This is a genomic window from Geomonas silvestris (assembly GCF_014193515.1).
GTDB lineage: Bacteria > Desulfobacterota > Desulfuromonadia > Geobacterales > Geobacteraceae > Geomonas > Geomonas silvestris.
Genome location: NZ_BLXX01000003.1, coordinates 1 through 23486, shown reverse-complemented (window position 1 = coordinate 23486; position 23486 = coordinate 1). Strand labels below are relative to the sequence as shown.

General features: G+C 63.8%; 18 protein-coding genes, 1 tRNA gene and 1 other RNA gene. 6 read left to right on the top strand and 14 right to left on the bottom strand.

The window, feature by feature from the left end:
* Window positions 1-24: 24 nt before the first annotated feature.
* The 4 genes from GMST_RS06450 to uvrA all read right to left on the bottom strand — a co-directional run bounded on the left by GMST_RS06450 (window position 25) and on the right by uvrA (window position 5451).
* The gene (locus tag GMST_RS06450) at window positions 25-1542 is read right to left on the bottom strand and encodes a class I SAM-dependent methyltransferase (RefSeq protein ID WP_183353819.1); all 1518 of its coding nucleotides are present in this window, start codon (window positions 1540-1542) and stop codon (window positions 25-27) included.
* 130 nt (window positions 1543-1672) lie between these two features.
* A complete protein-coding gene (locus GMST_RS06445; protein ID WP_183353818.1) occupies window positions 1673-2245 on the bottom strand; it encodes a hypothetical protein in 573 nt (190 codons plus the stop codon).
* 167 nt (window positions 2246-2412) lie between these two features.
* A complete protein-coding gene (locus tag GMST_RS06440; RefSeq protein ID WP_183353817.1) occupies window positions 2413-2580 on the bottom strand; it encodes a hypothetical protein in 168 nt (55 codons plus the stop codon).
* Between the two features lie 30 nt (window positions 2581-2610).
* Entirely contained in the window at window positions 2611-5451 is a 2841-nt protein-coding gene (uvrA, locus tag GMST_RS06435; protein ID WP_183353816.1) for an excinuclease ABC subunit UvrA, read from the bottom strand.
* 207 nt (window positions 5452-5658) lie between these two features.
* Here uvrA and GMST_RS06430 point away from each other — a divergent pair, with 207 nt between their 5' ends.
* Complete coding sequence (locus GMST_RS06430; RefSeq protein ID WP_183353815.1) at window positions 5659-6297, top strand: pentapeptide repeat-containing protein; 639 nt, start codon at window positions 5659-5661, stop codon at window positions 6295-6297.
* Between the two features lie 239 nt (window positions 6298-6536).
* On the opposite strand, the gene GMST_RS06425 is transcribed toward GMST_RS06430, so the two are convergent.
* The 8 genes from GMST_RS06425 to GMST_RS06390 form a co-directional block, all read right to left on the bottom strand.
* Window positions 6537-6737, bottom strand: coding sequence for a cold-shock protein (locus tag GMST_RS06425; protein WP_183353814.1), 201 nt, complete (start codon window positions 6735-6737; stop codon window positions 6537-6539).
* A gap of 99 nt (window positions 6738-6836) precedes the next feature.
* Complete coding sequence (gene nifJ, locus GMST_RS06420) at window positions 6837-10409, bottom strand: pyruvate:ferredoxin (flavodoxin) oxidoreductase (RefSeq protein WP_183353813.1); 3573 nt, start codon at window positions 10407-10409, stop codon at window positions 6837-6839.
* Between the two features lie 89 nt (window positions 10410-10498).
* The gene (gene recR, locus GMST_RS06415; protein WP_183353812.1) at window positions 10499-11092 is read right to left on the bottom strand and encodes a recombination mediator RecR; all 594 of its coding nucleotides are present in this window, start codon (window positions 11090-11092) and stop codon (window positions 10499-10501) included.
* A 183-nt stretch (window positions 11093-11275) separates the two neighbouring features.
* A complete protein-coding gene (locus GMST_RS06410; protein ID WP_183353811.1) occupies window positions 11276-11590 on the bottom strand; it encodes a YbaB/EbfC family nucleoid-associated protein in 315 nt (104 codons plus the stop codon).
* Window positions 11591-11644: 54 nt separating this feature from the next.
* The gene (gene dnaX, locus GMST_RS06405) at window positions 11645-13378 is read right to left on the bottom strand and encodes a DNA polymerase III subunit gamma/tau (protein ID WP_183353810.1); all 1734 of its coding nucleotides are present in this window, start codon (window positions 13376-13378) and stop codon (window positions 11645-11647) included.
* A 79-nt stretch (window positions 13379-13457) separates the two neighbouring features.
* An RNA gene (gene ffs, locus GMST_RS06400) (signal recognition particle sRNA small type) lies at window positions 13458-13556 on the bottom strand.
* A 33-nt stretch (window positions 13557-13589) separates the two neighbouring features.
* Window positions 13590-13680: transfer RNA gene (locus tag GMST_RS06395), tRNA-Ser, on the bottom strand.
* Between the two features lie 116 nt (window positions 13681-13796).
* Window positions 13797-14138: a hypothetical protein gene (locus tag GMST_RS06390; protein WP_183353809.1), complete on the bottom strand. Its 342-nt coding sequence runs from the start codon at window positions 14136-14138 to the stop codon at window positions 13797-13799.
* Window positions 14139-14360: 222 nt separating this feature from the next.
* Here GMST_RS06390 and mfd point away from each other — a divergent pair, with 222 nt between their 5' ends.
* The 3 genes from mfd to GMST_RS06375 all read left to right on the top strand — a co-directional run bounded on the left by mfd (window position 14361) and on the right by GMST_RS06375 (window position 19871).
* Window positions 14361-17828 (top strand): transcription-repair coupling factor, encoded by a 3468-nt coding sequence (gene mfd / locus GMST_RS06385; RefSeq protein WP_183353808.1) that lies wholly within the window; start codon window positions 14361-14363, stop codon window positions 17826-17828.
* Between the two features lie 54 nt (window positions 17829-17882).
* On the top strand, window positions 17883-18833 hold the full coding sequence (locus GMST_RS06380; protein ID WP_183353807.1) for a peptidylprolyl isomerase: 951 nt from the start codon (window positions 17883-17885) through the stop codon (window positions 18831-18833).
* 84 nt (window positions 18834-18917) lie between these two features.
* On the top strand, window positions 18918-19871 hold the full coding sequence (locus GMST_RS06375) for a peptidylprolyl isomerase (RefSeq protein WP_183353806.1): 954 nt from the start codon (window positions 18918-18920) through the stop codon (window positions 19869-19871).
* A 74-nt stretch (window positions 19872-19945) separates the two neighbouring features.
* On the opposite strand, the gene GMST_RS06370 is transcribed toward GMST_RS06375, so the two are convergent.
* Together GMST_RS06370 and GMST_RS06365 are read right to left on the bottom strand one after the other, a co-directional pair.
* Window positions 19946-20338 (bottom strand): endonuclease domain-containing protein, encoded by a 393-nt coding sequence (locus GMST_RS06370; RefSeq protein WP_183353805.1) that lies wholly within the window; start codon window positions 20336-20338, stop codon window positions 19946-19948.
* 192 nt (window positions 20339-20530) lie between these two features.
* Window positions 20531-21460, bottom strand: a complete 930-nt coding sequence (locus GMST_RS06365) for a DnaJ C-terminal domain-containing protein (RefSeq protein WP_183353804.1) — start codon at window positions 21458-21460, stop codon at window positions 20531-20533.
* 152 nt (window positions 21461-21612) lie between these two features.
* Here GMST_RS06365 and GMST_RS06360 point away from each other — a divergent pair, with 152 nt between their 5' ends.
* Both GMST_RS06360 and GMST_RS06355 read left to right on the top strand, forming a co-directional pair.
* Window positions 21613-22812, top strand: a complete 1200-nt coding sequence (locus GMST_RS06360) for a protoporphyrinogen/coproporphyrinogen oxidase (RefSeq protein WP_183353803.1) — start codon at window positions 21613-21615, stop codon at window positions 22810-22812.
* A 238-nt stretch (window positions 22813-23050) separates the two neighbouring features.
* Complete coding sequence (locus GMST_RS06355; RefSeq protein WP_183353802.1) at window positions 23051-23380, top strand: hypothetical protein; 330 nt, start codon at window positions 23051-23053, stop codon at window positions 23378-23380.
* Window positions 23381-23486 lie beyond the last annotated feature (106 nt).

Here is a 23486-nt window from a genome sequence, read left to right as displayed (position 1 = left end):
ACGGCAACGCCCGGGGTCCCGCCTCTAGAAAACTCCCAGTTGCCGCAGGAGGGGGAGCTTCGCCTCCCGGAACGCCGCGATCACCCGGTTCAGCTCGGCCAGGTTCTCCTCTGCGGTCGTCAGCATCTCCCCGTCGCGGCTTAAGAGTTGCTCCCGCTCGCTCATCTGTTCCCAGATGAAGGCTGCCGGATCCTCGGTACCCCGGATCTCGCAGAGCAAAAGAAGCCGCTCCAGCCAGTCCACCTTCACCCCGCTTTGCAAAACCGGCGAGGCGAGCGTCTTTTTCTCCAGATTTTCCAGGTGCCGTTCGATGATGGCGTTGTTGAGCCTGCGCGTGGTCATGGCGGTGTAAAGGGCCGGCTCCACCGCGGTCATCACGTACTCCGCGGCCATGAGCACCATGAGCGCCTCGATCACCCGGGTCTTGCCGAGCGCCGCCAGCTCCGGACGCGCGAGGAGCTGGTCCGTGGTCTGCGGATTTTCCTCCAGGGCCAGGAGAATCGGGTCGTACAGCTCACGTTCGAGCATCACCTCGCCGATCGGGAAGGAGGCCTTGCGCTCGATCCGGCCCTGGGGAACCACCAGCGCGAACACGGTCTCCCCCACGTGGCGCAACTGTTCCACGGAAGGGATCCGGCGCCCCCCCTTGGTGAAGACGTCCCGGCGCAGAAGCGGCGCCACCGTGAAGTCCTTCACGGTCTCGCGCATCACCCGGTCCGAGATGGCCCCCAGTACCTTCTGCTGCTCGGCACTGAAGCAGAGCATATCCTGGTTTTCGGCGAGGTTGGCCGATCCCACGAAGTTGAGTTTGGCGGCGGCCAGGTTGCGCACCACCTCGGCGTGGTAGAAAAGGGACCAGTCCCGGTTGAAGAACTCGTGCACCACGTAGTTGCGCGGCAGGGTGCAGATGTAGTCGAAGAAATCCCGGGCGCCGGGGTTCGCGCTGAAGAAGGAAGCTCCGGCATCCCTGAGCCTTTGGGCGAACTGCAGGGAGCGCTCGACGCGTTCCTCCAGGTTCCCGGGCTGGGTGTCCGCGTAGCTGGAGAGCAGCTGGCGCAAGGGCGCGTAACTGCTCCAGCCGGGGAGGCTGTTGTAGCTTACGTAGACCACGCCGCCGGGCTTCAGGTTGGTACGCAGGAAATCGACGATGCGCTGCCGGTTCTCCGGGCCGACCCAGGAGTAGATGCCGTGCAGCACGATGAAGTCGAACTGGGGGAGGTCCAGCTCCGGCAGGTCGGCGAAGCTCGCCTCCCAGAAGGTCACGTTCTGGATACTGGCCTGGCGCGCCACGTTGCGCGCGCCCGCGATGTGGGCGGCGTTGAAGTCGACGGCGTGGAACTGCCCTTCCGGGTGGCAGGCGGCGAACAGGTTCGCGGACTCACCCTGGCCGCAGCCGAGGTCCAGGTAGCTGAACCCCTCCGTGAGCGGCACCGGTTCGCGGCTTTGCAAGAGCAGGATGAAGTTGAGTGCCGAGGGCCCCAGCTCCCGGTAGACGCCGTGCAGGTATTCGACCTCGGTGATGTAGCCGTCTTGCCACTCCATGGTGCCTCGCCCTCGCTCCGCAGTCGCGCTGAGCCTGTTAATGACAAATCTCTACAAAGGCCGCAAAATAACAGCAACCCCCGGTTATGTCAACCGGTGACCGATCCTTTCATGAGCTTTTCAGGGTGTCTTAGAAGGGAATGATGCCGAATATCAGGTTGGAGGGGAACTGGAACGGCCCCAGTGGGTTTACCTGCTCCTGCAGCTGGTCGATCTGCGGTTCGCCGCTGGCGAGCTTGTAGGCGACGTGGTGGTTCACGAAGACGATGAGTGCCTTGAAGCGCCAGCCGGTCTCCTGGGTAACCCGCCGGAAGCTGGCGACGTCGAGCCAGAAGTTGCCGATGCGCTTGGTGTAGGTCCGCTTCGGCTCGAAGACGTAGGCGCGGCAGCCGTCGCGCGCCATGAGGCAGGCCTGCAGTCCGGGGTCGAGCTCCTCGTGCGGGATCCCCTGCACGGTAGCCGCAATGTCCAGGTAGTTGAGCACCTTGAGGTTGGGGGAGTTCTGGACGTCGAAGCCGAGGACCTTCAGGTCCTGCACCGTGGTCTCGCCGACGCTTATCTTGTCGAAGGCCTCCTTGGCGTCCGAGTAGCGGGTCCAGGGGGACTCGGCGACCGCCTTGCCGCTGGGAAGCAGCCGGCTGCACCCGGGGAGAAGCACCAGAAAGGCCAGCACCGTCAATTGCACGAGCAGGTTACGCCGCATGTCCCGCGCCTCTGTTAAAGGTTAGATTAGGGCTGGTTTATTATAACGCAGATTCGCAGGGGGAACAGGAGCCGTATGATGTCGGGTGGTACGCGGCAAACCGAACAAAAAGGCCCGCCACTGCGCATGAGTGACGGGCCGGGAAAGCTGGGTGAATCTGGCAGGTTCTAACTCTCCTGCCGTTTTTTCTTGGTCTTCAGCCCGCAGTGCGGGCAGCGTTTGTCCGGCACCGAGAGCCGGCAGGTCTCGCACCAGTAATCGATGAGCTGCTCGGCGAAACAGCTGGGGCAGCTGCCGGGCCGGCCCGGTTCGCAACTGCAGTTTTTCTCTGTCATGACGGCACCTCCTGTCTTCGCTGCCGAAGGTTACGGGTTCAGCATCTTCTTCAGGTACTGCCCGGTGTAGGACCTCTCCACGCGCGCCACCTGCTCCGGGGTGCCGGTGGCGATGATCTCGCCGCCGCGGTCGCCCCCCTCCGGCCCCAGGTCGACGATCCAGTCCGCGGTCTTGATCACGTCCAGGTTGTGCTCGATGACCACGATGGTGTTCCCCGCCTCGACCAGCTTGTGCAGCACCTCCAGAAGCTTCGCGATGTCCGCGAAGTGCAGCCCGGTGGTCGGCTCGTCCAGGATGTAGATGGTCCGCCCGGTGGCCCTCTTGGAAAGCTCCTTGGCGAGCTTCACGCGCTGCGCCTCGCCGCCGGAGAGGGTGGTCGCCGACTGCCCGAGCCTGATGTAGCCCAACCCCACGTCCTCCAGGGTCTTCAGCTTGCTCTTGATGCGCGGGATGTGCTCCAGGAACATGAGCGCCTGGGAGACCGTCATGTCCAGCACCTCGGCGATCGATTTCCCCTTGAAGTGCACCTCCAGGGTCTCCCGGTTGTAGCGCGCCCCCTTGCAGACCTCGCACTGCACGAAGACGTCCGGCAGGAAGTGCATCTCGATCTTGATGATGCCGTCACCCGAGCAGGCCTCGCAGCGCCCACCCTTCACGTTGAAGGAGTAGCGCCCCGGCTTGTAGCCGCGCATCTTCGACTCGGGGAGCTGGGCGAAGATGTCCCTTATCTCGGTGAAGAGCCCGGTGTAGGTGGCCGGGTTGGAGCGCGGCGTCCTGCCGATCGGGGACTGGTCGATGTTGATCACCTTGTCCAGCACCTCGATCCCCTTGATCGCCTTCACTGCGCCGGCCTTCTCGCGGCTCTTGTAGATATGCTGGCTCAGGGTCTGGTACAGCGTGTCGATGACGAGCGTCGACTTCCCCGAGCCGGAAACGCCGGTCACGCAGGTGAGGACGCCGAGCGGTATGTCGACCGAGACGTCCTTCAGGTTGTTCTCGGTCGCCTTCTCGATGGTCAGGAAGCGCTGCCCCTTGCGCCGCTTCTTCGGGATCGGGATGGAGAGCGCCCCCGAGAGGAAGCGCCCGGTGAGCGAGCGCGGGTTCGCCATGATCTCGGCCGGAGTCCCCTGCGCCACCACCTCGCCGCCATGCACCCCGGCACCGGGGCCCATGTCGATCACCCAGTCCGCCTCCTGGATGGTCTCCTCGTCGTGCTCCACCACAAGGACCGTGTTGCCGATGTCGCGCAGGTGCCGCAAGGTCTGCAAGAGGCGCCCGTTGTCGCGCTGGTGCAGGCCGATGGAGGGCTCGTCCAGGATGTAGAGGACCCCGACCAGCGAGGAGCCGATCTGGGTCGCGAGCCGGATGCGCTGTCCCTCGCCGCCCGAGAGCGTCCCCGAGGCGCGGTCCAGCGAGAGGTAATCGAGCCCCACGTTCACCAGGAAGTTCAGCCGCTCGCGGATCTCCTTGAGTATCCGGCGCGCGATGTCCTCCTCCTTCTCGGAGAGCGAGAGGGTGTTGAAGAAGGTGAGCGCGTCCTTGATGGAGAGCGAGGTCACCTGCTGCACGTTCTGCCCCCCAACCCTCACGAAGAGCGCCTCCTTCTTGAGTCGCGCCCCCTGGCAGGTCGGGCAGGGCATCACGTTCATGTACTTCTCGAGCTCCTCGCGCACCTGCTCGGATTCGCTCTCGCGGTAGCGGCGCTCCAGGTTGTTCAGCACCCCCTCGAAGGCCTTCTGGTAGTTGTGGCGCTTGCCGGAGTCGTCCTCCCACCAGAAATCGACCAGGCGGCCGCCCGAGCCGTTCATGATCACCTCCCGCGCCTTCTCGGGAAGCTTCTGGTAGGGAACCGTGGTTGAGAAACCGTAGGCCTTGGCGAGCGCCTCCAGGGTCTGCTGGTACCAGCCGGAGAAACGTTTCTCCCAGGGGGCGATGGCACCCTCGCGGATGGAGAGGTCGGGATCCGGGACCACCAGGTCGGAGTCCAGGTACATGCGGGTCCCAAGCCCGGTGCAGTCCGGGCAGGCGCCGTAGGGGTTGTTGAAGGAGAACATGCGCGGCGTCATCTCGGGGTAGGAGATGCCGCAGTCGATGCAGGCCATGGACTCGGAGAAGATGTGGGTTTCCGCCTTGTTCCCCAGCGCCTCGTCCGCCGACACCGCCAGTTTGACGATCCCCTCGGCGTGGTGCAGCGCCGTCTCCAGCGAATCGGCCAGGCGCTTCTCGATCCCCGGCTTCACCACCAGGCGGTCCACCACGATGTCGATGTCGTGCTTCTTCTTTTTGTCCATCTCGATCTCGTCGGAGAGATCGTGGGTGGTGCCGTCCACGATGACCCGGACGAACCCTTCCTTCCTAAGCTGGGCGAGCTCCTTCTTGTACTCCCCCTTGCGCCCCCGGATGATCGGGGACAAGAGCGTCAGCTTGGTCCCCTGCGGCAGGGTCATCACCTGGTCCACCATCTGCGACACGGTCTGCGAGGAGATCAGCTTGCCGCAGCTGTAGCAGTAGGGCTTGCCGACCCGTGCGAACAAAAGGCGCAGGTAGTCGTAGATTTCGGTGACGGTACCCACCGTCGAGCGGGGGTTCTTGCTGGTGGTCTTCTGTTCGATGGAGATGGCCGGCGAGAGCCCCTCGATGGACTCGACGTCCGGTTTTTCCATCTGCTCCAGGAACTGCCGGGCGTAGGCCGAGAGCGACTCGACGTAGCGGCGCTGCCCTTCCGCGTAGATGGTATCGAAAGCGAGGGTCGATTTTCCCGATCCCGAGATCCCGGTGATCACCACCAGCTGGTCCCGGGGAATCTCCACGTCGATGCATTTCAGGTTGTGCTCGCAGGCACCCTTAATGATTATTTTGTCCGTTGCCATGGTACTCCCGCATCCAGATTATCCGCCCGGCAATGCAGCCGGAGCGTAACATTGGAATATAGCACATCCCGAACTCATTTTCCCGGTTTTCTCGGCCTGCCGCGCCTTCGCGCCCACTCCCCGGGAAATCGCTACAGTTTTTCCCGCCGCTGCCGATAGGTTCAGTGCAGCAAAGCCCTGAAGTACACGAACGCACGGAGGCGACGCATGAACCGCCGTTACCAGATCATAATTCTCGCCCTCACCCTGGCACTCCCGGTTTCCGGGATTGCCGCGTCCGAGCCGCCGGCTCCCGCCACCGTGGCCGCGGCCGCGCCCGAGAGGTCCGAACCGAGCAACGAGGTGCAGTCCCGCCAGCTGGCGCTTGCCGAGGCGAAACTCGCCGCGCTCGCCGCCGAAGGGAACGGCACCGCAAAGCCCGCCGAACCCAAGAAGCAGGCCGCCCCCAAAAAGAAGAAGGCCAAGACACACAAGGTCAAGAAGAAGACGGACCCGGCCCAGGCCAGGGTGTACCACCGCCGGCTCTCCGAGAACGAGGTGCGCGGCATCATGAGCACCACCCGGGACCTCTCCGGCATGGACCTCTCCGGGATGAACCTGGCCGGGATGGACCTAAGCGGCGCCAAGCTGAACCGGGTGAACCTGCGCATGACCAACCTGGAGCGCGCCGACCTCGCCGAGGCCGACCTGGAGCTCGCCGACCTGACCGGCGCCAACCTGCGCGGTGCCAGCCTGAACCAGGCCCGGCTGCGCGGCACCCACCTGGAGGGGAGCCGCATGGACGGCGCGCTCTGGATCGACAAGACGGTCTGCCGCAGCGGCTCGGTCGGCAGCTGCATCGAGTAGCGCGGGTAAGCCACCGCGATCCGACCGGGAACCATCTCCCCCCCTCCCTTGACGGGAGGGGGCCGGGGGTGTGGGTGAAGCTGCCATCTGTAGGTGATAATGGCACCTTCCCCCTCACCTTGTCCCTCTCCCGCAGGGGGAGAGGGGACCTATTTAGAATCGTTTCCCCTGAAAAACGCAAAAAAAGCCCCGGATCGCTCCGGGGCTTTTTCGCTTTTGTCAGCCGTTGTCGTCAGTAGTTAGATTTTCACCACGTTTGCGGCCTGCAGACCTTTCGGCCCCTTCTGAACGTCGAAGGAAACCTGGTCGCCTTCCGCCAGGGACTTAAACCCATCGCCCTGGATAGCGGAGAAATGCACGAAGACATCATCACCGTTGTCCTGTTCGATAAAACCAAAACCTTTGCTGTCGTTGAACCACTTCACTACGCCTTGTGCCATTCCTGCATTCTCCTTACTAACTTCTGGTTGAAAATCGGGCGGGGACGTTTCTCCCCGCCACTGTTAAGATCTTAGGCTTTACGTCCTCATGGTGTCAAGCTATTTGTCGAACTCCATCTCGGCCATCCGCTTGTAGAGGTCGAAGCGACGGGTGGTGAGCTCGCTGGAGCGCGCCATGAGGGCAGCTGCGGCCTCCGGGTTGTTCTTCTTGAGCACCCGGTAGCGGTTCTCGCCGTAGGCGTACTCCTCGAGCGTGATGGTCGGCTCCTTGGAATCGAGCAGCAGCGGGTTCTTCCCTGCTTCGGCCAACTCCGGGTTGTAGCGCAAGAGCGGCCAGTGACCCGAGGCAACCGCACGGCGGTCCTCCTCGACGGCGCTCGCCATGTCGATGCCGTGGGCGATGCAGTGGCTGTAGGCGATGATCAAGGACGGTCCGTCGTAGGCTTCAGCCTCGAGGAACGCCTTCACCACCTGGCCGGGGTTGGAGAGCGCCACGCGCGCCACGTAGACGTTGCCGTAGGCCATGGCGATCATCGCCAGGTCCTTCTTGGCCTGCGGCTTGCCGCCTGCCGCGAACTGGGCCACGGCGCCCATCGGGGTCGCCTTGGAGGCCTGGCCGCCGGTGTTCGAGTACACCTCGGTGTCGAGCACCAGGAGGTTCACGTTCTTGCCGGAGGCGATCACGTGGTCCAGGCCGCCGTAGCCGATGTCGTAGGCCCAGCCGTCGCCGCCCACGCACCAGACCGACTTCTTCACCAGGTAGTCGGCGATGGAGAGGAGCTTCTTGGCGGCCGGCTCATTGCAACCGGCAAGCGCCTCTTTCAGCTTCGCCACGCGCTCGCGCTGCGCCTCGACCCCCGCCTGGTCCTTCTGGTCGGCGGCGAGGATCTCCTGCATGACCGGCTTGACCGGATCGCAGGACTTGCAGGAGCAGCCGACCAGCTGGGTCACCAGCTCGCGGGCCGCCTCGTTGAACTTGTCGATGGCCAGGCGCATGCCGAAGCCGAACTCGGCGTTGTCCTCGAAGAGCGAGTTGGACCAGGCCGGGCCGCGCCCATCCTGGTTCTGCGACCAGGGGGTGGTGGGGAGGTTGCCGCCGTAGATCGAGGTGCAGCCGGTCGCGTTGGCGATCATGGCCCGGTCGCCGAAGAGCTGCGACATGAGCTTTAAGTACGGGGTCTCGCCGCAGCCGGCGCAGGCGCCCGAGTACTCGAAGAGCGGGGTGATCAGCTGGCTCCCCTTCAGGGTGTCGCGCTTGTAGAGTTTCGCATCGGTGTCCGGGATCTGCAGGAAGAAGTCGTAGTTGGCCGCCTCGGTCGCGCGGAGCGGCGCCTGGAACTTCATGTTGATCGCCTTGTGCTTGGGATCTTCCTTGGACTTGGCCGGGCAGTTGTAGACGCAGGCGCCGCAGCCGGTGCAGTCTTCCGGTGCCACCTGCACGGTGCACTTCATCCCCTTGAACTCGCCCCCGCGCGCGTCGGCCGACTTGAAGGTCTCCGGCGCCCCCTTGAGGCTGTCGGCCTCGTACACCTTCATCCTGATGGTGGCGTGCGGGCAGACGAACGAGCAGATGCCGCACTGGATGCAGAGCGCCTCGTCCCAGACCGGGATGTCCACGGCGATGTTGCGCTTCTCGTACTGCGAGGTCGCGGTCGGGAAGGTGCCGTCGGCCGGCATCTTGGAGACCGGCAGCTGGTCGCCGTAGCCGGCGATGATCGGGGCGGTCACCTCCTGCACGAAGGCGGGGGCGTGGGTACCGACGACCGGCGGCTTCTTCAGCTTGCTGGTGGCCTGGGCCGGGACCTTCACCTCGAAGATGTTGGCGAGCGCCGCGTCCACGGCCTTGTTGTTCATCTCGACCACCTTCTCTCCGGACTTGCCGTAGGACTTCTTGATGGCGTCCTTGATGGCGTCGATGGCTACCTTAAGCTCCATGATGCCGGAGATCTTGAAGAAGGCGGTCTGCATGATGACGTTGATGCGGGCGCCCAGACCCAGTTCCTCGGCGAGCCTGATGGCATCGATCACGTAGAACTTGAGCTTCTTGTCGATGATCTCTTTCTGCACCTCGACCGGCATGGAATCCCAGACCGAGTCCTTGTCGAACGGCGAGCAGAGCAGGAAGGTCCCCCCCACCTTGGCGCGCTCCAGCATGTCGTACTTCTCGAGGAAGGAGAAGTTGTGGCAGGCCACGAAGTCCGCCTGGTCGATCAGGTACGGGGAGCGGATCTCCCCCTTGCCGAACCTTAGGTGCGAGGTGGTCACGCTGCCGGCCTTCTTGGAGTCGTACACGAAGTAGGCCTGGACGTTGTTGTCCGAGTGCTCGCCGATGATCTTGATGGAGTTCTTGTTGGCGCCCACGGTGCCGTCGGAACCGAGACCGTAGAACATCGCCGAATAGGTCCCCGGGGAGGGGTTCATGAACTTGGCGTCGTAGGGGAGCGAGCAGTTGGTCACGTCCTCGACGATGCCGACCACGAAGTGGTTCTTCGGCTTGTCGAGTTTCAGGTTGTCGTAGACCCCCTTGGCCATGCCCGGGGTGAGCTCCTTGGAGCCCAGGCCGAAGCGGCCGCCGACGATGATCGGGTACCCCTGGAAAGAGACCTTGCCGTCGGCCATCGCCTCGCCGACGGCGGTGCGCACATCGAGGTAGAGCGGCTCGCCCAGGGAGCCCGGCTCCTTGGTGCGGTCCAGGACGGCGATCTTCTTGGCCGTGGCCGGGATGGCGGCGGCCAGGATCTCCGCCGGGAAGGGACGGAACAGGCGCACTTTCAGGAGGCCGACCTTCTCGCCGTTCTTGTTCAGGGTCTCCAGGGTCTCCTGGAAGGTGTCGGCGGCGCTCCCCATCACGATCACCACGCGATCGGCGTCCGGGGCACCCACGTACTCGACCAGCTGGTAGCTCCTACCGGTCACCTTGGCGAACTTGTCCATCTCCTCCTGGACGATGGTCATCGCCTGCGGGTAGTAGGCGTTCACCGTCTCGCGACCCTGGAAGTAGACGTCCGGGTTCTGGGCGGTGCCGCGCATCACCGGGCGGTCCGGGGTGAGCGCACGGTCGCGATGCGCCTGCACCAGCTCGTCGGTGAGCATGGCACGCATGTCGTCGAAGGTGAGCTCCTCGACCTTCTGCACCTCGTGCGAGGTCCTGAAGCCGTCGAAGAAATGCATGAAGGGGACCCGGGCCCTAAGGGTCGCAGCCTGGGAGATCAGGGCGAAGTCCATGACCTCCTGCACGTTGTTGGAGCAGAGCATCCCCCAGCCGGTGGAGCGGGCCGCCATGACGTCGGAGTGGTCGCCGAAGATGTTCAGCGCGGCAGCCGAGATGGCGCGGGCCGAGATGTGGAACACCGTCGAGGTGAGCTCGCCGGCGATCTTGAACATGTTCGGGATCATGAGGAGCAAGCCCTGGCTCGCGGTAAAGGTCGTGGTAAGGGCACCGGCCTGCAGCGCGCCGTGTACGGCACCGGAGGCGCCACCCTCGGACTGCAGCTCCGAGACGGAGGGGACGGTGCCCCAAATGTTCTTCTCGCCCCGGGCGCTCTTCTCGTCCGAGATCTCCCCCATGACGGAGGAAGGGGTGATCGGGTAGATGGCGATCACCTCGTTGGTGGCGTGCGCCACGTGTGCTGCGGCAGTGTTACCGTCGATCGTTACCATTCTGCGGGACATTGATTTCCTCCTGTGAGAATAGGGCTAGGATTAATGAAGCGGTTGAACGGCGGTCGGTTTTCCGGGTCGGTTCCGCCGTGGATTACGGTTCACAATTCAGAGCGCCCTTCGACGGCGCGCTGCACCGTTGCTGCATCTACGTACTCGAGGTCGCTGCCGATGGGGATGCCGTGGGCCAGCCGGGTGACTCTAATGGATAACGGCTTGATGAGCTTTGTCAAGAAAAGCGCGGTCGCTTCCCCCTCGACGCTGAAGTTGGTGGCGATGAGCACCTCGCGGATCTCACCCCCCTCCAGCCGCTTCATGAGCTCGGCGATCCTCAGCTCCGCCGGGGTCACTCCGCTTAGCGGCGAGAGCGCCCCCTGCAACACGTGGTAGCGCCCCCTAAAGGCCCGGCTCTTCTCGATGGCCAGGATATCCTGGGGCTCCTCCACCACGCAGAGGGAGGCGCCGTCGCGCTCCCCGGAGCAGATCCAGCAGGGATCCTCTTCGGTGATGGCGAAGCAGACCGAGCAGAACCTGACCCGCTCCCTGACCTGGGTGAGGCTCTCGGCCAGGGCGTCGATGTTCTCGGGGTGCTTCAAAAGATGAAACGCCAGTCGCAGGGCACTCTTCTCGCCAACTCCCGGCAATTTCTTCAGTTCACCGACCAACCTGGTCAGCGAGTTCGAAAAATGTAGCATATTCCCACCACGGATAAAACAATTTTTTACTGATTATTTTGGCCAAAAAATTTTTTGACCGAGATTCGGTTAATTAATCAAAACTCTCGCCAGGAAACGCAAAACGCGGATGACGGTTCGGGAAATTCCGATCCTTCGATCGTCCTCCCCGGCCGGCACCCGCGCCTAACTGTAGGTTTTTTCTTAGAAGAGGCCCGGGATGTTCAGGCCGCCGGTGATCTTGCTCATCTCTTCGCTCATCGCCTGGTGTACTTTTTTCAGCGCCTCGTTCACCGCGCTGAGGATGAGGTCCTGCAGCATCTCCACGTCCTCCGGGTCGACCGCCTCTTTCTTGATGGTCAGGGAGAGCACCTGGTTCTTGCCGTTGACAACCACTGTTACGGCACCGCCGCCTGCGGTTGCCTCGGCGGTCCTCTCCGCCGCTTCTTCCTGCAGTTTACCCATCTTCTGCTGCATCATCTGAGCCTGCTTCATGATCTGCGCCAAACCTTTAGACATCGTATCCTCCGCGTGAGTATCTGACCTGTCCCGCCGAGCGCCGTGCGGCTTTCGTCAGGGCTTTGTCTTGATTTCGGTTACTTCGGCGATCTCGCCGTCGAAGATCTCGACGGCGGCGGTCACCAGGGGGTGTTCTTCCGCTTCGCGCCTCAGGGTTGCGGCCCGTTCGGCGTCTTCAAGGCTTTTTTTTTCCGAGAGACTCGGCGCCGCGTTCGTGGGGACCGCGTCGAGCGCCACCACCTTGAGGCTCGGCTGCCCGCCGAAGTGTTCCCGGGCGAGCGCCTTCAGCTCGTTCATCTTGTCGGGGTCCTGCACCAGGCGCAGCTCGTAGGAGCCGGCCAGGCACCCGAGTTCCAGGTTCTCCCGGGTGACCCGCACGGGGTAGACCTGCTCCAGGAGCGAGCCGAGCAGCGGTTTTTTCCCCTTGACGAAGCGCACCAGGCTCCCCCAGAGGTCCCCGGTGTCGACGGGCGGCCCGGCAGGGGCAGCCTGGGCGGCCGGAGCCGCAGGGGCCGGGCCGGCGCTCTGCCGGGGTGCCGCGACGGACGGAGCTCCCTGGCCGGCCGGAGCCGAGGGTGCAGCCGGGCGGGGGGGCTGGGCGGGACGCTCGGCGGCTGCCGGCTGGGCCGGGCGCGCTGCCGGGGGGGCTCCCCCTTCCAGCGCCGCGATCCGCTGCAAGAGTTCCTGCACCGGGACCGCCGGGCGCAGGGTGGCCATCTTCATGAGCGCCATCTCCAGCACCAGCCGCGGGAAGCTCGCCTGCCCCATCTCCCCTTCCGCCTTCAAAAGCAGGGTGAGGTGGCGCTGCAGCTCGCCCGGGCTCTGCGTCTTGGCCAGGCCGGCAAGTTCCGAGAGCTCCGCCTCGGAGAGGTCGAGGAGACCGTGGGCGTCGCCCACCGCCTGGATGATCGCCACGGCACGGAACAGGTCGATGAGCTCCTGGCAGAACTGGCGCATGTTGTAACCGAAGCTGTCCACCCGGGCCACCAGTTCCAGCACCCCGCGCAGGTCGCGCTCGAAGACGGCGGCCGCGGCGTCCAGGATCAGGCGGCGGTCCACCACCCCCAGAAGCGCCGCCACCTGCTCGTCCGAGACCTGCTCGCCGCAGAAGGCGAGCACCTGGTCCAGGGTGGTCAGCGAGTCGCGCATGCTGCCGTCACCCTTGCGGGCCACGATGGTGAGCGCCTCGTCGCTTACCGAGACCCCTTCCTGGTCCACGATGTAGCGCAGCCTCGAGACGATGCGCGGCAGCGCGATCCGCTTGAAGTCGAAGCGCTGGCAGCGGGACAGGATGGTGATGGGGACCTTGTGCGGTTCGGTGGTGGCGAAGATGAACTTGACGTGGGCGGGGGGCTCTTCCAGCGTCTTCAACAGGGCGTTGAAGGCGTTGGTGGTGAGCATGTGCACTTCGTCGATGATGAAGATCTTGTAGCGGGAGCGCGAGGGGAGGTACTTGATGTTGTCGCGCAGTTCGCGGATGTCGTCGACGCCGGTATTGGAGGCGCCGTCGATCTCGAAGACGTCGACCGAGTTTCCCTCGGTGATCTCGAGGCAGGCCGAGCAGTGGTTGCACGGCTCCACCGAGAGCCCCTCCTCGCAGTTGAGCGCCTTGGCGAGGATGCGTGCGGAACTGGTCTTGCCGACGCCGCGGGCCCCGGTGAACAAAAAGGCGTGCGCCACCCGGCCGCCGTCGATCGCGTTTTTGAGGGTCTGGCTGACGTGCTCCTGCCCCACCAGGTCGGTGAAGGTCTGGGGCCGCCACTTTCTCGCAAGTACCTGATAGGACAAGAAGACTACCTCGCGGCAAAATGCCGGTTACTAGGTGCCGGGGGGAGGGAACGACTAAAGGGGGATTGCGGAAAGAGCTGATAGCTGGGCTACCCCGCGGCACACGGGGGCGGTTACTGCCGCTGCTTCCTTCCGGACCTGACGGAGTTCATAACCTTCCGTTGCGCGGGACCCAGCTATCAGGTCTATCCGCAAGGAATTAAATAAAGTATGGCGGAGAGAGAGGGATTCGAACCCTCGGTACGCTATTAACGTACACACGCTTTCCAGGCGTGCTCCTTCAACCACTCGGACATCTCTCCACGAGAAGGACGTTTATAATATAGCCGGCAGAAATTGTAAAGTGATTTCTTAAGAGAGCGGGAAAATGGGCCGGAAACTGCCGCCCCCGAGGCTTGTCGCACCGGGGACGGCGCCGCTAGCGGGGCCCATCCAGGGGGCGGGTCGTTTTCTTGCGGGCGTTGATGGCCTGCAGCAGCGTCTGCTGTTCCTTTTGCTGCAAAAGCTGCTTCACGAGGATCTCGCGCACCGAGAGCAGGTTCTTTTTCAGGCTCTCGGCGGTGCGCACCAGGTGCCGGGCGCGCGGGTCGGAACGCACGTAAGGGGAGAGCAGATGCACCGCCTCGCCGATCTTCTGGCTCATCAGCACCCGTTCGCGATAGTCGTCCAGCCCGCCCGATTTCAGGCGCTCCTCGAGAGCGCGAAACTCCGACGTGAAGTAGCTTAAGACATCCGAGTGTAGGGTATCGTCGTTGCGCATCAAACTCACCTTTATCCTTTAGCGGCACAAGCCGCAGGCCATTGCACGGTATGGAAATCTATTCGGCACGCCCACCGGTTACTTTATAAAAATAATTTTGTCAGAGCCCCGCCGCCGCCCCCCATTGAGCTGGATAATCGGCCCCGTTTTTGCTATGCTGCAGCAATGTCGCTTACCCTTCCGCCGCCCCCCGGCCAGGCCCATTCCAGCCAGCATAGGACCATGTCAACTCCCGATTACCTCAACGAAATAATCCGGCAGCTCGCAGCGGGCGACGCCAACCTGAGCGTCACCGGACTGAAAGGGTCCGCGCCGGCCTACCTCGTGTCGCGGCTCGCCGCCCAATTTTCCGCGCCGCTCGTCGTGCTGACCCCGGACCAGGACGCCGCCGACGAGCTGGTGAAGGAGCTGCGCTACTTCGCCCCGCGCCCCGAGGAGATCTTCCCCTTCCCGGGGTGGGACATCACCCCCTTCGAGGCGGTCTCGCCGCACCAGGACATCGTCGGCGAGCGGCTGAACGCCCTTTTGGCCCTCCTGGACGGCCGGGTCAAGGTCCTCGTGCTGCCGGTGGCGAGCGCCCTGCAGCGCGTGCTCCCCCGGGAGGTACTGGGCGAGGTCTGCCAGTACCTGGTGGTGGGGGCCGAGCTCGAGCGCGAGCCGCTGGTCGCGAAGCTCGTGCAGCTTGGCTACGCCCACGTCCCGATCGTCGAGGACCGCGGCAGCTTCTCGGTGCGCGGCGGGATCCTGGACATCTTCCCCCCCGACCTCCCCCGCCCGGTGCGCATCGAGTTCTTCGGCGACCAGGTGGAGACCATGCGCAGCTTCGACCCGGTCACCCAGCGCTCGCTGGAGCCGATCGAGGAGCTGGTGCTGCTCCCCTCGCGCGAGGTGATTCTCTCCGAGGCGGTCTTGAAGGAATTCGCCCCGCGCCTCAAGAGGCGCTGCGACCACCTGGGGATCGGAGCGGACCGGCGCCGCGAGCTTTTGGAGCAGCTGCAGCACGCCATCTACCCGCCGGGGATCGACTTTTTGCAGCCGCTCTTCCACCCGGGTCTCGAGACCGTCTTCGACTACCTGGGCCCCGACGCGCTCCGGGTGCTGGTGGACCCCGCCGCCCTGGAGGCCGAGAGCGAGCGCTGCGAGGCGGACCTCGCGGCGGCCCTCACCCGCGCCGAACTGCGCGACGCCATCACCTGCGACCCCGCCGAGCTCTACCTCTCCCGCGAAAAGCTGGAGGGGGTGGTGGCCGGCGGCCGGCGCCTGAACCTGCCGCAGCTCGACCTCGCCGACGCCCCCGGCACGCGGCTGCGGCTGGAGTTCCAGGACAACGCCGACCTGAAGCTCGAGCTTGGGGGCGAAGGTGAGCGCGTGCTGGCGCCCCTGGCAGACCGGATGGTGCACTGGATCGCCGCCGGGAACCGGGTCCTGGTCCCCTGCCACCAGGCCGGCCAGGCCCGCCGCCTCTACGAGCTCTTCTCCCACTACCGGCTCCCCATCGAGATTTCCGAGGCGCACTTCCCCCAGGCGGCCCAGCAGCCCCCGGGGCGCGTGGAGATCCTGGTCGGCGAGATCTCGCGCGGCTTTAGGCTCGAGGCCGACAAGCTCGTGGTCATCGCCGAGGAGGAGATCTTCGGCAAGCGCGTCAAGCGCCGCGGCCTCTCCGAGGCCCGCAAGAAGCAGCTTTTAACCTCGCTCGCCGAACTGAAACCCGGCGACCACATGGTGCACATCGACTTCGGCGTCGCCATCTACCGGGGGCTCGAGCACCTAAGCCTCACCGGGCTCGAGGGCGATTTCCTGCTCCTCGAGTACGCCGGCGGCGACAAGCTCTACCTCCCGGTGGACCGCATCAACCTGGTGCAGCGCTACGTCGGGGCCGAGGGGATCGAGCCGCGCCTGGACAAGCTGGGGGGCGCCGGCTGGGAAAAGGCCAAGGCCAAGGCGAAGAGCGAGATCGAGGAGATGGCCGCGGAGCTTTTGAAGGTCCACGCCGCCCGCGAGGTGATGGAGGGATTCCGTTACTCCCCCGCCGACGAGATGTACCGCGAGTTCGAGGCCGCCTTTGCCTTCGAGGAGACCCCGGACCAGGCCGCCGCCATCGACCAGGTGATCGCCGACATGGAGAGCACGCGCCCCATGGACCGGCTGGTCTGCGGCGACGTAGGCTACGGCAAGACCGAGGTCGCCATGCGCGCCGCCTTCAAGGCCGCCCTGGACGGGAAGCAGGTGGCCGTCCTGGTCCCCACCACCGTCCTCGCCCAGCAGCACTACGAGAGCTTCTCGTCCCGCGTCAAGGAGTACCCGGTGCGGGTGGAGATGATCTCGCGCTTTCGCACCCCGCAGGAGCAGAAGCAGATCCTCGAGGCGGTGAAAAGGGGCGAGGTGGACATCATCATCGGCACCCACCGGCTGTTGCAGAAGGACGTGGTCTTCAAGGACCTGGGGCTCTTGATCGTCGACGAGGAGCAGCGCTTCGGGGTGACCCACAAGGAGCGCCTGAAGCAGTTCCGCGCCGTGGTGGACATCCTCACCCTCACCGCGACCCCGATCCCGCGCACCCTCTACATGTCGCTCATGGGGATCCGGGACCTCTCGATCATCGACACCCCGCCGGTGGACAGGCTCGCCATCAAGACCTTCGTGTCGCGCTCCTCGGACGAGCTGATCCGCGAGGCGGTCTTAAGGGAACTCCGGCGCGGCGGCCAGGTCTTCTTCGTGCACAACCGGGTGCAGACCATCGGCGCCATGGCGGATGAATTAAGGCGTATCGTCCCCGAGGCGCGCATCGTGGTGGGGCACGGCCAGATGGCCGAGAAGGAGCTCGAGAGGGTGATGCTCTCCTTCATGCACGGCGAGGCGAACCTGCTTCTGTGCACCACCATCATCGAAAGCGGCCTGGACATCCCCAACGCCAACACCCTCATCGTGAACCGCGCCGACACCTTCGGGCTCTCCCAGCTCTACCAGTTGCGCGGCCGGGTGGGGCGCGCGAAGAGCCGCGCCTACGCCTACCTCTTGATCCCCGGCGAGGGGGCGATCTCCTCGGACGCCCGGGAGCGCCTGAAGATCATCCAGGACATCACCGAGCTGGGCGCGGGGTTCCGCATCGCGACCCACGACATGGAGATCCGCGGCGCCGGCGACCTTTTGGGGGCGCGCCAGTCCGGCGACATCGCGGCGGTCGGCTTCGAGCTCTACACCGAACTCTTGGACGAGGCGGTGCGCACCCTTAAAGGTGAGGCGCTCCCCGAGCGGGTCGAGCCGGAGATCAAGCTGAAGGTCCCCGCGTTCATCCCCGAGGAGTACGTCCGGGACCCCAACCAGCGCCTCTTGATCTACAAGAAGCTGACCCAGCCCGCCGACGAGGCCGAGATCGAGGACATCCGCGCCGAGCTCATCGACCGCTTCGGGCAGCTCCCGGTGGCGGCGGTCTACCTCCTCGAGGTGATGCGCCTCAGGGTGCTCCTCAAGAACTTCCTGGTGAAGGAGATCGAACTGGCCGGCAACGACCTGGTGCTCTCCTTCCACGAGCGGACCCCGGTCTCGCCCGACGCCATCACCGGACTCTTGCGGAAAGAAAAAGGAAAATACCGCTTTACCCCCGACTACCGGCTCTACGCGCGTATCGGCGACACCTCCTTCGACGGCGTCCTGCGCGAAGCCAGAAATCTCTTGAAATGCCTATTCTGATATGCTAGCGTCAGCAGGATTGGAAGATACTTAAATTATTAAAAAGGAGTCACTGTGCACTTCAAAAAAACTGCCATTTTTCTGGCCCTTGCCCTCAGCGTGGCCGCGGCCGGCTGCAAGCAGCAGGCGACCAGCGAGGCGAAAAAGGAAGACAAAAGCGGCGTGGTGCTCGCCGAGGTAAACGGCACCCCCATCACCGACAAGGAGTTCTACAAGGAGCAGGAGAACCTCCCGCCCTACCTGAAGCCGATGACCGAGACCCCGGAAGGGCGCAAGGAGATGCTCGACACCATGGTGGTGCGCGAGCTGATCATGCAGCAGGCCCAGAAGGAAGGGCTCGACAAGTCCCCCGAGGTCGCCTCGAAGCTCGAGGACCTGAAAAAGCGCGTCATCGTCGAGGCGTTCCTGAAGAAGAAGGTCGAGCAGTCCGCCAACATCCCCGATGCCGAGCTTAAGTCCTTCTACGACAAGAACCTCGACAAGTTCAAGACCGGCGAGCAGATCCACGCGAGCCACATCCTGGTGAAGAGCGAGGCGCAGGCCAAGGATATCGAGAAGCAGCTCAAGGCCGGCGGCAACTTCGAGGAGCTGGCCAAGAAGAACTCGATCGACGGCGCCGCCGCCAAGGGTGGCGACCTCGGGTGGTTCGGCAAGGGGTCCATGCTCCCCGACTTCGAGAAGGTCGCCTTCTCGCTGAAGGAAGGTGCCATCTCCGACATCGTGAAGACCAAGTTCGGCTACCACATCATCAAGGTGACCGGCAAGCGCCCGGCCGGGACCCGCACCTTCGACGAGGTGAAGGACCAGCTCAAGGCGGCGCTCGCCCCCGAGAAGCAGCAGGAGACCTTCAAGAAGATCAAGGAAGACCTCAAGAAGAGCGCCAAGATCAACGTCAAGGAAGACGCCGTGAAGGGTCTTAAGACCAAGGGTGGCGACGAGGCCAAAGCCGAGCCGGCCGCCGGCAAGACCGAGGCAGCTCCGGCCGCCAAACCGGCCAAGCCGTAACCTCCGGCGCATGCTCCAACCGACCTAAGCTGCGGCCGGGCCTTTGTGCCCGGCCGCCTTTTACCCGCAGCACGAGAGAACGACATGGCAAAGATCCGCACCGGCATCATCGCCCTCGCCCTGGCGGCGCTCACCCCCACCCTGGCCCCCGCACAGGTCATCGACGGCATCGCAGCCGTGGTCAACGACGAACTGGTCACCACCTACGAGCTGGACCGGGAGTACCAGACCCTGCAAAAAGAGCAGGAGCGGCTCCCCGCCTCCGAGAAGATGGGGCTGAGAAGCGCCGCGCTGAACCGGCTGATCGACAAGAAGCTGATCGACCAGAAGGCCCGCGAGCTGGACGTCAAGGTCCTCGACGACGAGGTGAAGGCGGCCATCGAGGACGTCAAGAAGCAAAACCGCATGAACCAGGAGCAGCTGGTGCAGGCCCTGGCCGCCCAGGGGATCGGCTACGAGGACTACCGGCGCCAGTTGCGCGAGCAGCTGGAGCGGCTGCGCCTCATGAGCCAGGAGGTACGTTCCAAGATCCAGGTGGGCGAGCAGGAGGTCCAGGAGTACTACAACGCGAACCTGGCGCGCTACGGTGCCATCGAGCAGTTCCGGGCCCGGCACATCTTCTTCAAGGTGGACAAGAAAGGTGGCGCGGCGGAGCTCGCCAAGGCCGAGGCCCGTGCGGGCGAGGTGCTCAAGGAGGCGCGTTCCGGCAAGGATTTCGTCGAGCTCGCCAAGAAGTATTCCGACGACCCGGCGGCAGCCAAGGACGGCGGCGATCTGGGGACCTTCAAGCGCTCCGACATGCTTGCCGAGATAGGCGACACCGTGGCGGCCATGAAGCCCGGCGAGGTGAGCAACCTGGTCCTGAGCCAGGCAGGGCTCCACATCATCAAGCTTGAGGAGAAGAGCCAGGGGCAGGCCAAGCCGCTTGCCGAGGTGAAGGGCGACATCGAGGAGCTTCTCTTCAAGAAGAAGGCCGACGAGCGTTTCGCCCAGTGGCTGAAAGACCTGCGCACCTCCGTGGCAGTAGACATCAGGTAGTAAGGGCGGGAACGACTGTCGCGAGATCTAAACGTCAAGCAAAACGGTTGAATCTTTAGCCCATAAAGAACCCCTCACGTCCCCCCCGTTGAAAAAGGGGGGACAGGGGGGATTCGTCTTTCCCTGCAAATCTCGAAAATCCTCTCCAGCACAGCCTCCGTCTCCAGCAGCACCTGCCGATTGTCAAACCGCAACACCGTCAGCCCGAGCCCCGTCAGGAAAGAATCTCGTGCGGCATCGCTCTCAAGATGCTCAGCTGTCCGATGCTGACTGCCATCGATCTCGATGACCAGCCCCGGGCAGAAAAAATCCGCGACATAAGGGCCAATCGGTTTTTGCCGGTAGAATTGCAAGCCGAGCACCTGTTTCCCGCGCAACCTGGACCAGAGCAGACGTTCAGCGTCCGTCATCTGCTTCCGCAGTTTTTGCGAGACGCCTCTAAGTGAGTGGTCGTAAGGCTGCCACAAAGCGAATCCCCCCTGCCCCCCCTTTTCCAAAGGGGGGAACGTATGAGGTCCAGTTCCGACTAAAGATTAGGCTTCTCCAGAATTATTTCTCCTTTCCACGCATAACGCAAAAGGGGCGAAGACCTTAAGTCTTCGCCCCTTTTTTCTTTCCTGCATCCGACTGCCCTGATCGGGAAATCCTCGACTGTTCCTCTACAACCCCTCTTTGGCCAGCTCCTCCACGAGCTCGCGCTGCCGGGCGGTGAGGTGTTCCGGAACCTGCACGCCGATCCTCACGTACATGTCGCCGCGCTCCTTTTTCCCCATCGGGTGGAAGCCGAGCCCCTTGAGGCGCACCTTGGTGCCGGACTGGATGCCGGCCGGGATCTTGATCCGCTTGGTCCCCTGCATGGTCGGCACCTCCACCGCCCCCCCCAGGACCGCCTCGGAGAACTTCACGTCCAGGGGGGCCATGATGTCGTCCCCCTCGCGCTGGAAGTTCGGATCCGCCCCCACCTTGACGGTCAGGTAGATGTCGCCGGCGGCGCCCCCCATCCTGCCCGCAGCGCCCTTCCCGGCCACCCTGAGCTTCGCGCCGTCCTCGATCCCTGCCGGGATCTTCACCGAGAGCTCCTCGCGCACCCCGTCGCGCAGGTAGGCGATCCGCTTCTCGGCGCCGTCGTAGGAGTCGCGGAAGGTGACGCTCACCTCCATGTTGTAGTCGTCGCCCTTCACCCCCATGCCGCCCATCCCGCCCATGCCGCCGTGGCGGGGGCCGCCGTCCTGCCGGGCGCCGCGCTGGCGCCGCATGGCGTCGCCGAACAGGCGCGAGAAGATGTCCTCGGTGCCGAACCCCTGGCCCTTGAACATATCGCCGACGTCGAAACCGCGGAAGATGTCCTCCTGCGAGAAACGCTGGTGGAAGTTCGTCGACCCGAACTGGTCGTACTCCTCCTTCTTCTTCGGGTCCGAGAGCACCGCGTACGCCTCGTTGATCTCCTTGAAGCGCTCCTCGGCCTGCTTGTCACCCGGGTTCTTATCGGGATGGTACTTGACGGCCAGCTTGCGGTAGGCTTTTTTCAGCTCCTCGACCGAAGCCCCCTTCTTGACCCCCAGTACCTCGTAGTAATCCCTTTCTGCCATGCTCCACTTCCTTTTTAGTTCGGTGACGTTCAGCTCCCCTGAATGTAAACACCTGCCGGGCCCTTGTCAACCACTGTAAGCTTGACATCCTGAGCGGTCGCAGCTTATATATCCCGTTGTTAACTCATACTTAGCCGACCAGGAGCTGCCACATGGAGCAATTCGAGGTAATTGTCATAGGTGCAGGAATCAGCGGGTTAAGCTTCGCCAGTTATGCGGTTCAGGCCGGTCTCAAGACGCTCGTGATCGAGAAAGGCGAGCGGGCGGGTGGCTGCTTCCACTCGCACCAGTTCAGCGACAAGGCGGCCGGTTTCTGGCTCGAGCTCGGCGCCCACACCTGCTACAACTCGTACGGCGGGTTGATCGGGCTTTTGGAGCAGCACGGGATGCTGGACGCCATCCAGCCGCGCGAGAAGGTCGGCTTCAAGATGCTGGTGGGTGACGAGATCAAGTCGATCCCCTCGCAGCTCTCCTTCTTCGAGCTGGCCCTTTCCGGGTGGCACCTCTTCACCTCCAAAAAAGAGGGTGAGAGCGTCGAGTCCTACTACGGCGGCATCGTAGGGCGCGGCAACTACCGCAAGGTCTTCGCCCCCGCCTTCAACGCCGTCCTTTCCCAGCGGGCCAACGATTTCCCCGCCGACATGCTCTTCAACAAGAGGCCGCGCAGAAAAGACATCATCAAGAGCTACACCTTCAAGTCCGGCCTCTCCAGTGTGACCGACAAGCTGGCCGCCATGCCCGGGCTGACCCTGGCGCTGGGTACCCAGGTGCGGCGCATCGCCCAGGGCGACGCCGGCTACACCCTCGAACTCGCCGACGGCCGCAGCTTTAGCTGCGACAAGCTGGTCCTGGCCCTCCCCCCGTCAGAGGGAGCGCGTCTGTGCGGCGGTTTCGCCCCCGAGCTCACCGACCTCTTGGCCCAGATCAAGTCCGAGACCATCGAGTCGATCGGCGTGGCCGTCGAGAAGAGTAAGCTCAGCGTGCCCCTTTTGGCCGGCATCATCCCCATCGAGGACGACTTCTACTCCGCCGTCTCCCGCGACACCGTGGCGCACCCCACCCTGCGCGGGTTCAGCTTCCACTTCAAGGTCGGGCGGCTCTCCCTCGAGGCGAAACTCAAGCGGATCGCCAAGGTGCTCAAGGTGAAGGTCGAGGATCTCGAGCAGCCCTTCGAGCGGGTGAGCAACCTCCCCTCCCCCGTCCTGGGCCACCACCAGCTGACCGCCGACCTCGACAAGGCCATCGCCGGCACCAAGCTCTTCGTCACCGGCAACTACTTCGCCGGCATGGCCATCGAAGACTGCATCGTCCGCTCCCAGAAGGAGTTCGCAAGGCTCACGGCAGGGCGCTGACGTCTCAGCGAAATACCAGGTTACAAAAGAGGAGGCCTTCACGGGCCTCCTCTTTCGTTTCATCAGGGAATACCGGGGAGGCTGTTTACATAGGTCCCCTCTCCCCTTCACCCTACATTCCTCCTGCCCTCGCCAGAGCTTCAAGCCCCCGGACCCGAGCTTCAGGTACATCGGCCTGAGCTTCAGGTACATAGACCTGAGCTTCAAGTACACTGACCTGAGCTTCAGGTACGCAGACTTGAGCTTCAAGTACGTCGACCTGAGCTTCAGGTACGCAGACCTGAGCTTCAGGTACGCAGACTTGAGCTTCAGGTACGCAGACTTGAGCTTCAAGTACGTCGACCTGAGCTTCAGGTACGCAGACTTGAGCTTCAGGTACGCAGACTTGAGCTTCAAGTACGTCGACCTGAGCTTCAGGTACGCAGACCTGAGCTTCAGGTACGCAGACCTGAGCTTCAGGTACGCAGACTTGAGCTTCAAGTACGTCGACCTGAGCTTCAAGTACGTCGACCTGAGCTTCAGGTACGCAGACCGGGGCTGGGGGGGGGGTGTAAAGGATTTTGTGTAAATGTCCTATCGGCTACATAACGGGCATTCTACCTTCGTAAATGATCGAGAACTGGTTTAGGGCTAGCCTCCACCCCGGGATCGCTCTGCACCAAGTCTTGGAGACG

Coding starts and splice junctions, on each gene's coding strand:
- GMST_RS06425 (WP_183353814.1), bottom strand. CDS start 6,737: ATGGCACAAGGCGTAGTGAAGTGGTTCAACGACAGCAAAGGTTTTGGT.
- mfd (WP_183353808.1), top strand. CDS start 14,361: ATGTCAACTCCCGATTACCTCAACGAAATAATCCGGCAGCTCGCAGCG.
- uvrA (WP_183353816.1), bottom strand. CDS start 5,451: ATGGCAACGGACAAAATAATCATTAAGGGTGCCTGCGAGCACAACCTG.
- GMST_RS06430 (WP_183353815.1), top strand. CDS start 5,659: ATGAACCGCCGTTACCAGATCATAATTCTCGCCCTCACCCTGGCACTC.
- GMST_RS06445 (WP_183353818.1), bottom strand. CDS start 2,245: ATGCGGCGTAACCTGCTCGTGCAATTGACGGTGCTGGCCTTTCTGGTG.
- GMST_RS06440 (WP_183353817.1), bottom strand. CDS start 2,580: ATGACAGAGAAAAACTGCAGTTGCGAACCGGGCCGGCCCGGCAGCTGC.
- GMST_RS06365 (WP_183353804.1), bottom strand. CDS start 21,460: ATGGCAGAAAGGGATTACTACGAGGTACTGGGGGTCAAGAAGGGGGCT.
- recR (WP_183353812.1), bottom strand. CDS start 11,092: ATGCTACATTTTTCGAACTCGCTGACCAGGTTGGTCGGTGAACTGAAG.
- GMST_RS06375 (WP_183353806.1), top strand. CDS start 18,918: ATGGCAAAGATCCGCACCGGCATCATCGCCCTCGCCCTGGCGGCGCTC.
- GMST_RS06360 (WP_183353803.1), top strand. CDS start 21,613: ATGGAGCAATTCGAGGTAATTGTCATAGGTGCAGGAATCAGCGGGTTA.
- GMST_RS06410 (WP_183353811.1), bottom strand. CDS start 11,590: ATGTCTAAAGGTTTGGCGCAGATCATGAAGCAGGCTCAGATGATGCAG.
- GMST_RS06390 (WP_183353809.1), bottom strand. CDS start 14,138: ATGCGCAACGACGATACCCTACACTCGGATGTCTTAAGCTACTTCACG.
- nifJ (WP_183353813.1), bottom strand. CDS start 10,409: ATGTCCCGCAGAATGGTAACGATCGACGGTAACACTGCCGCAGCACAC.
- GMST_RS06450 (WP_183353819.1), bottom strand. CDS start 1,542: ATGGAGTGGCAAGACGGCTACATCACCGAGGTCGAATACCTGCACGGC.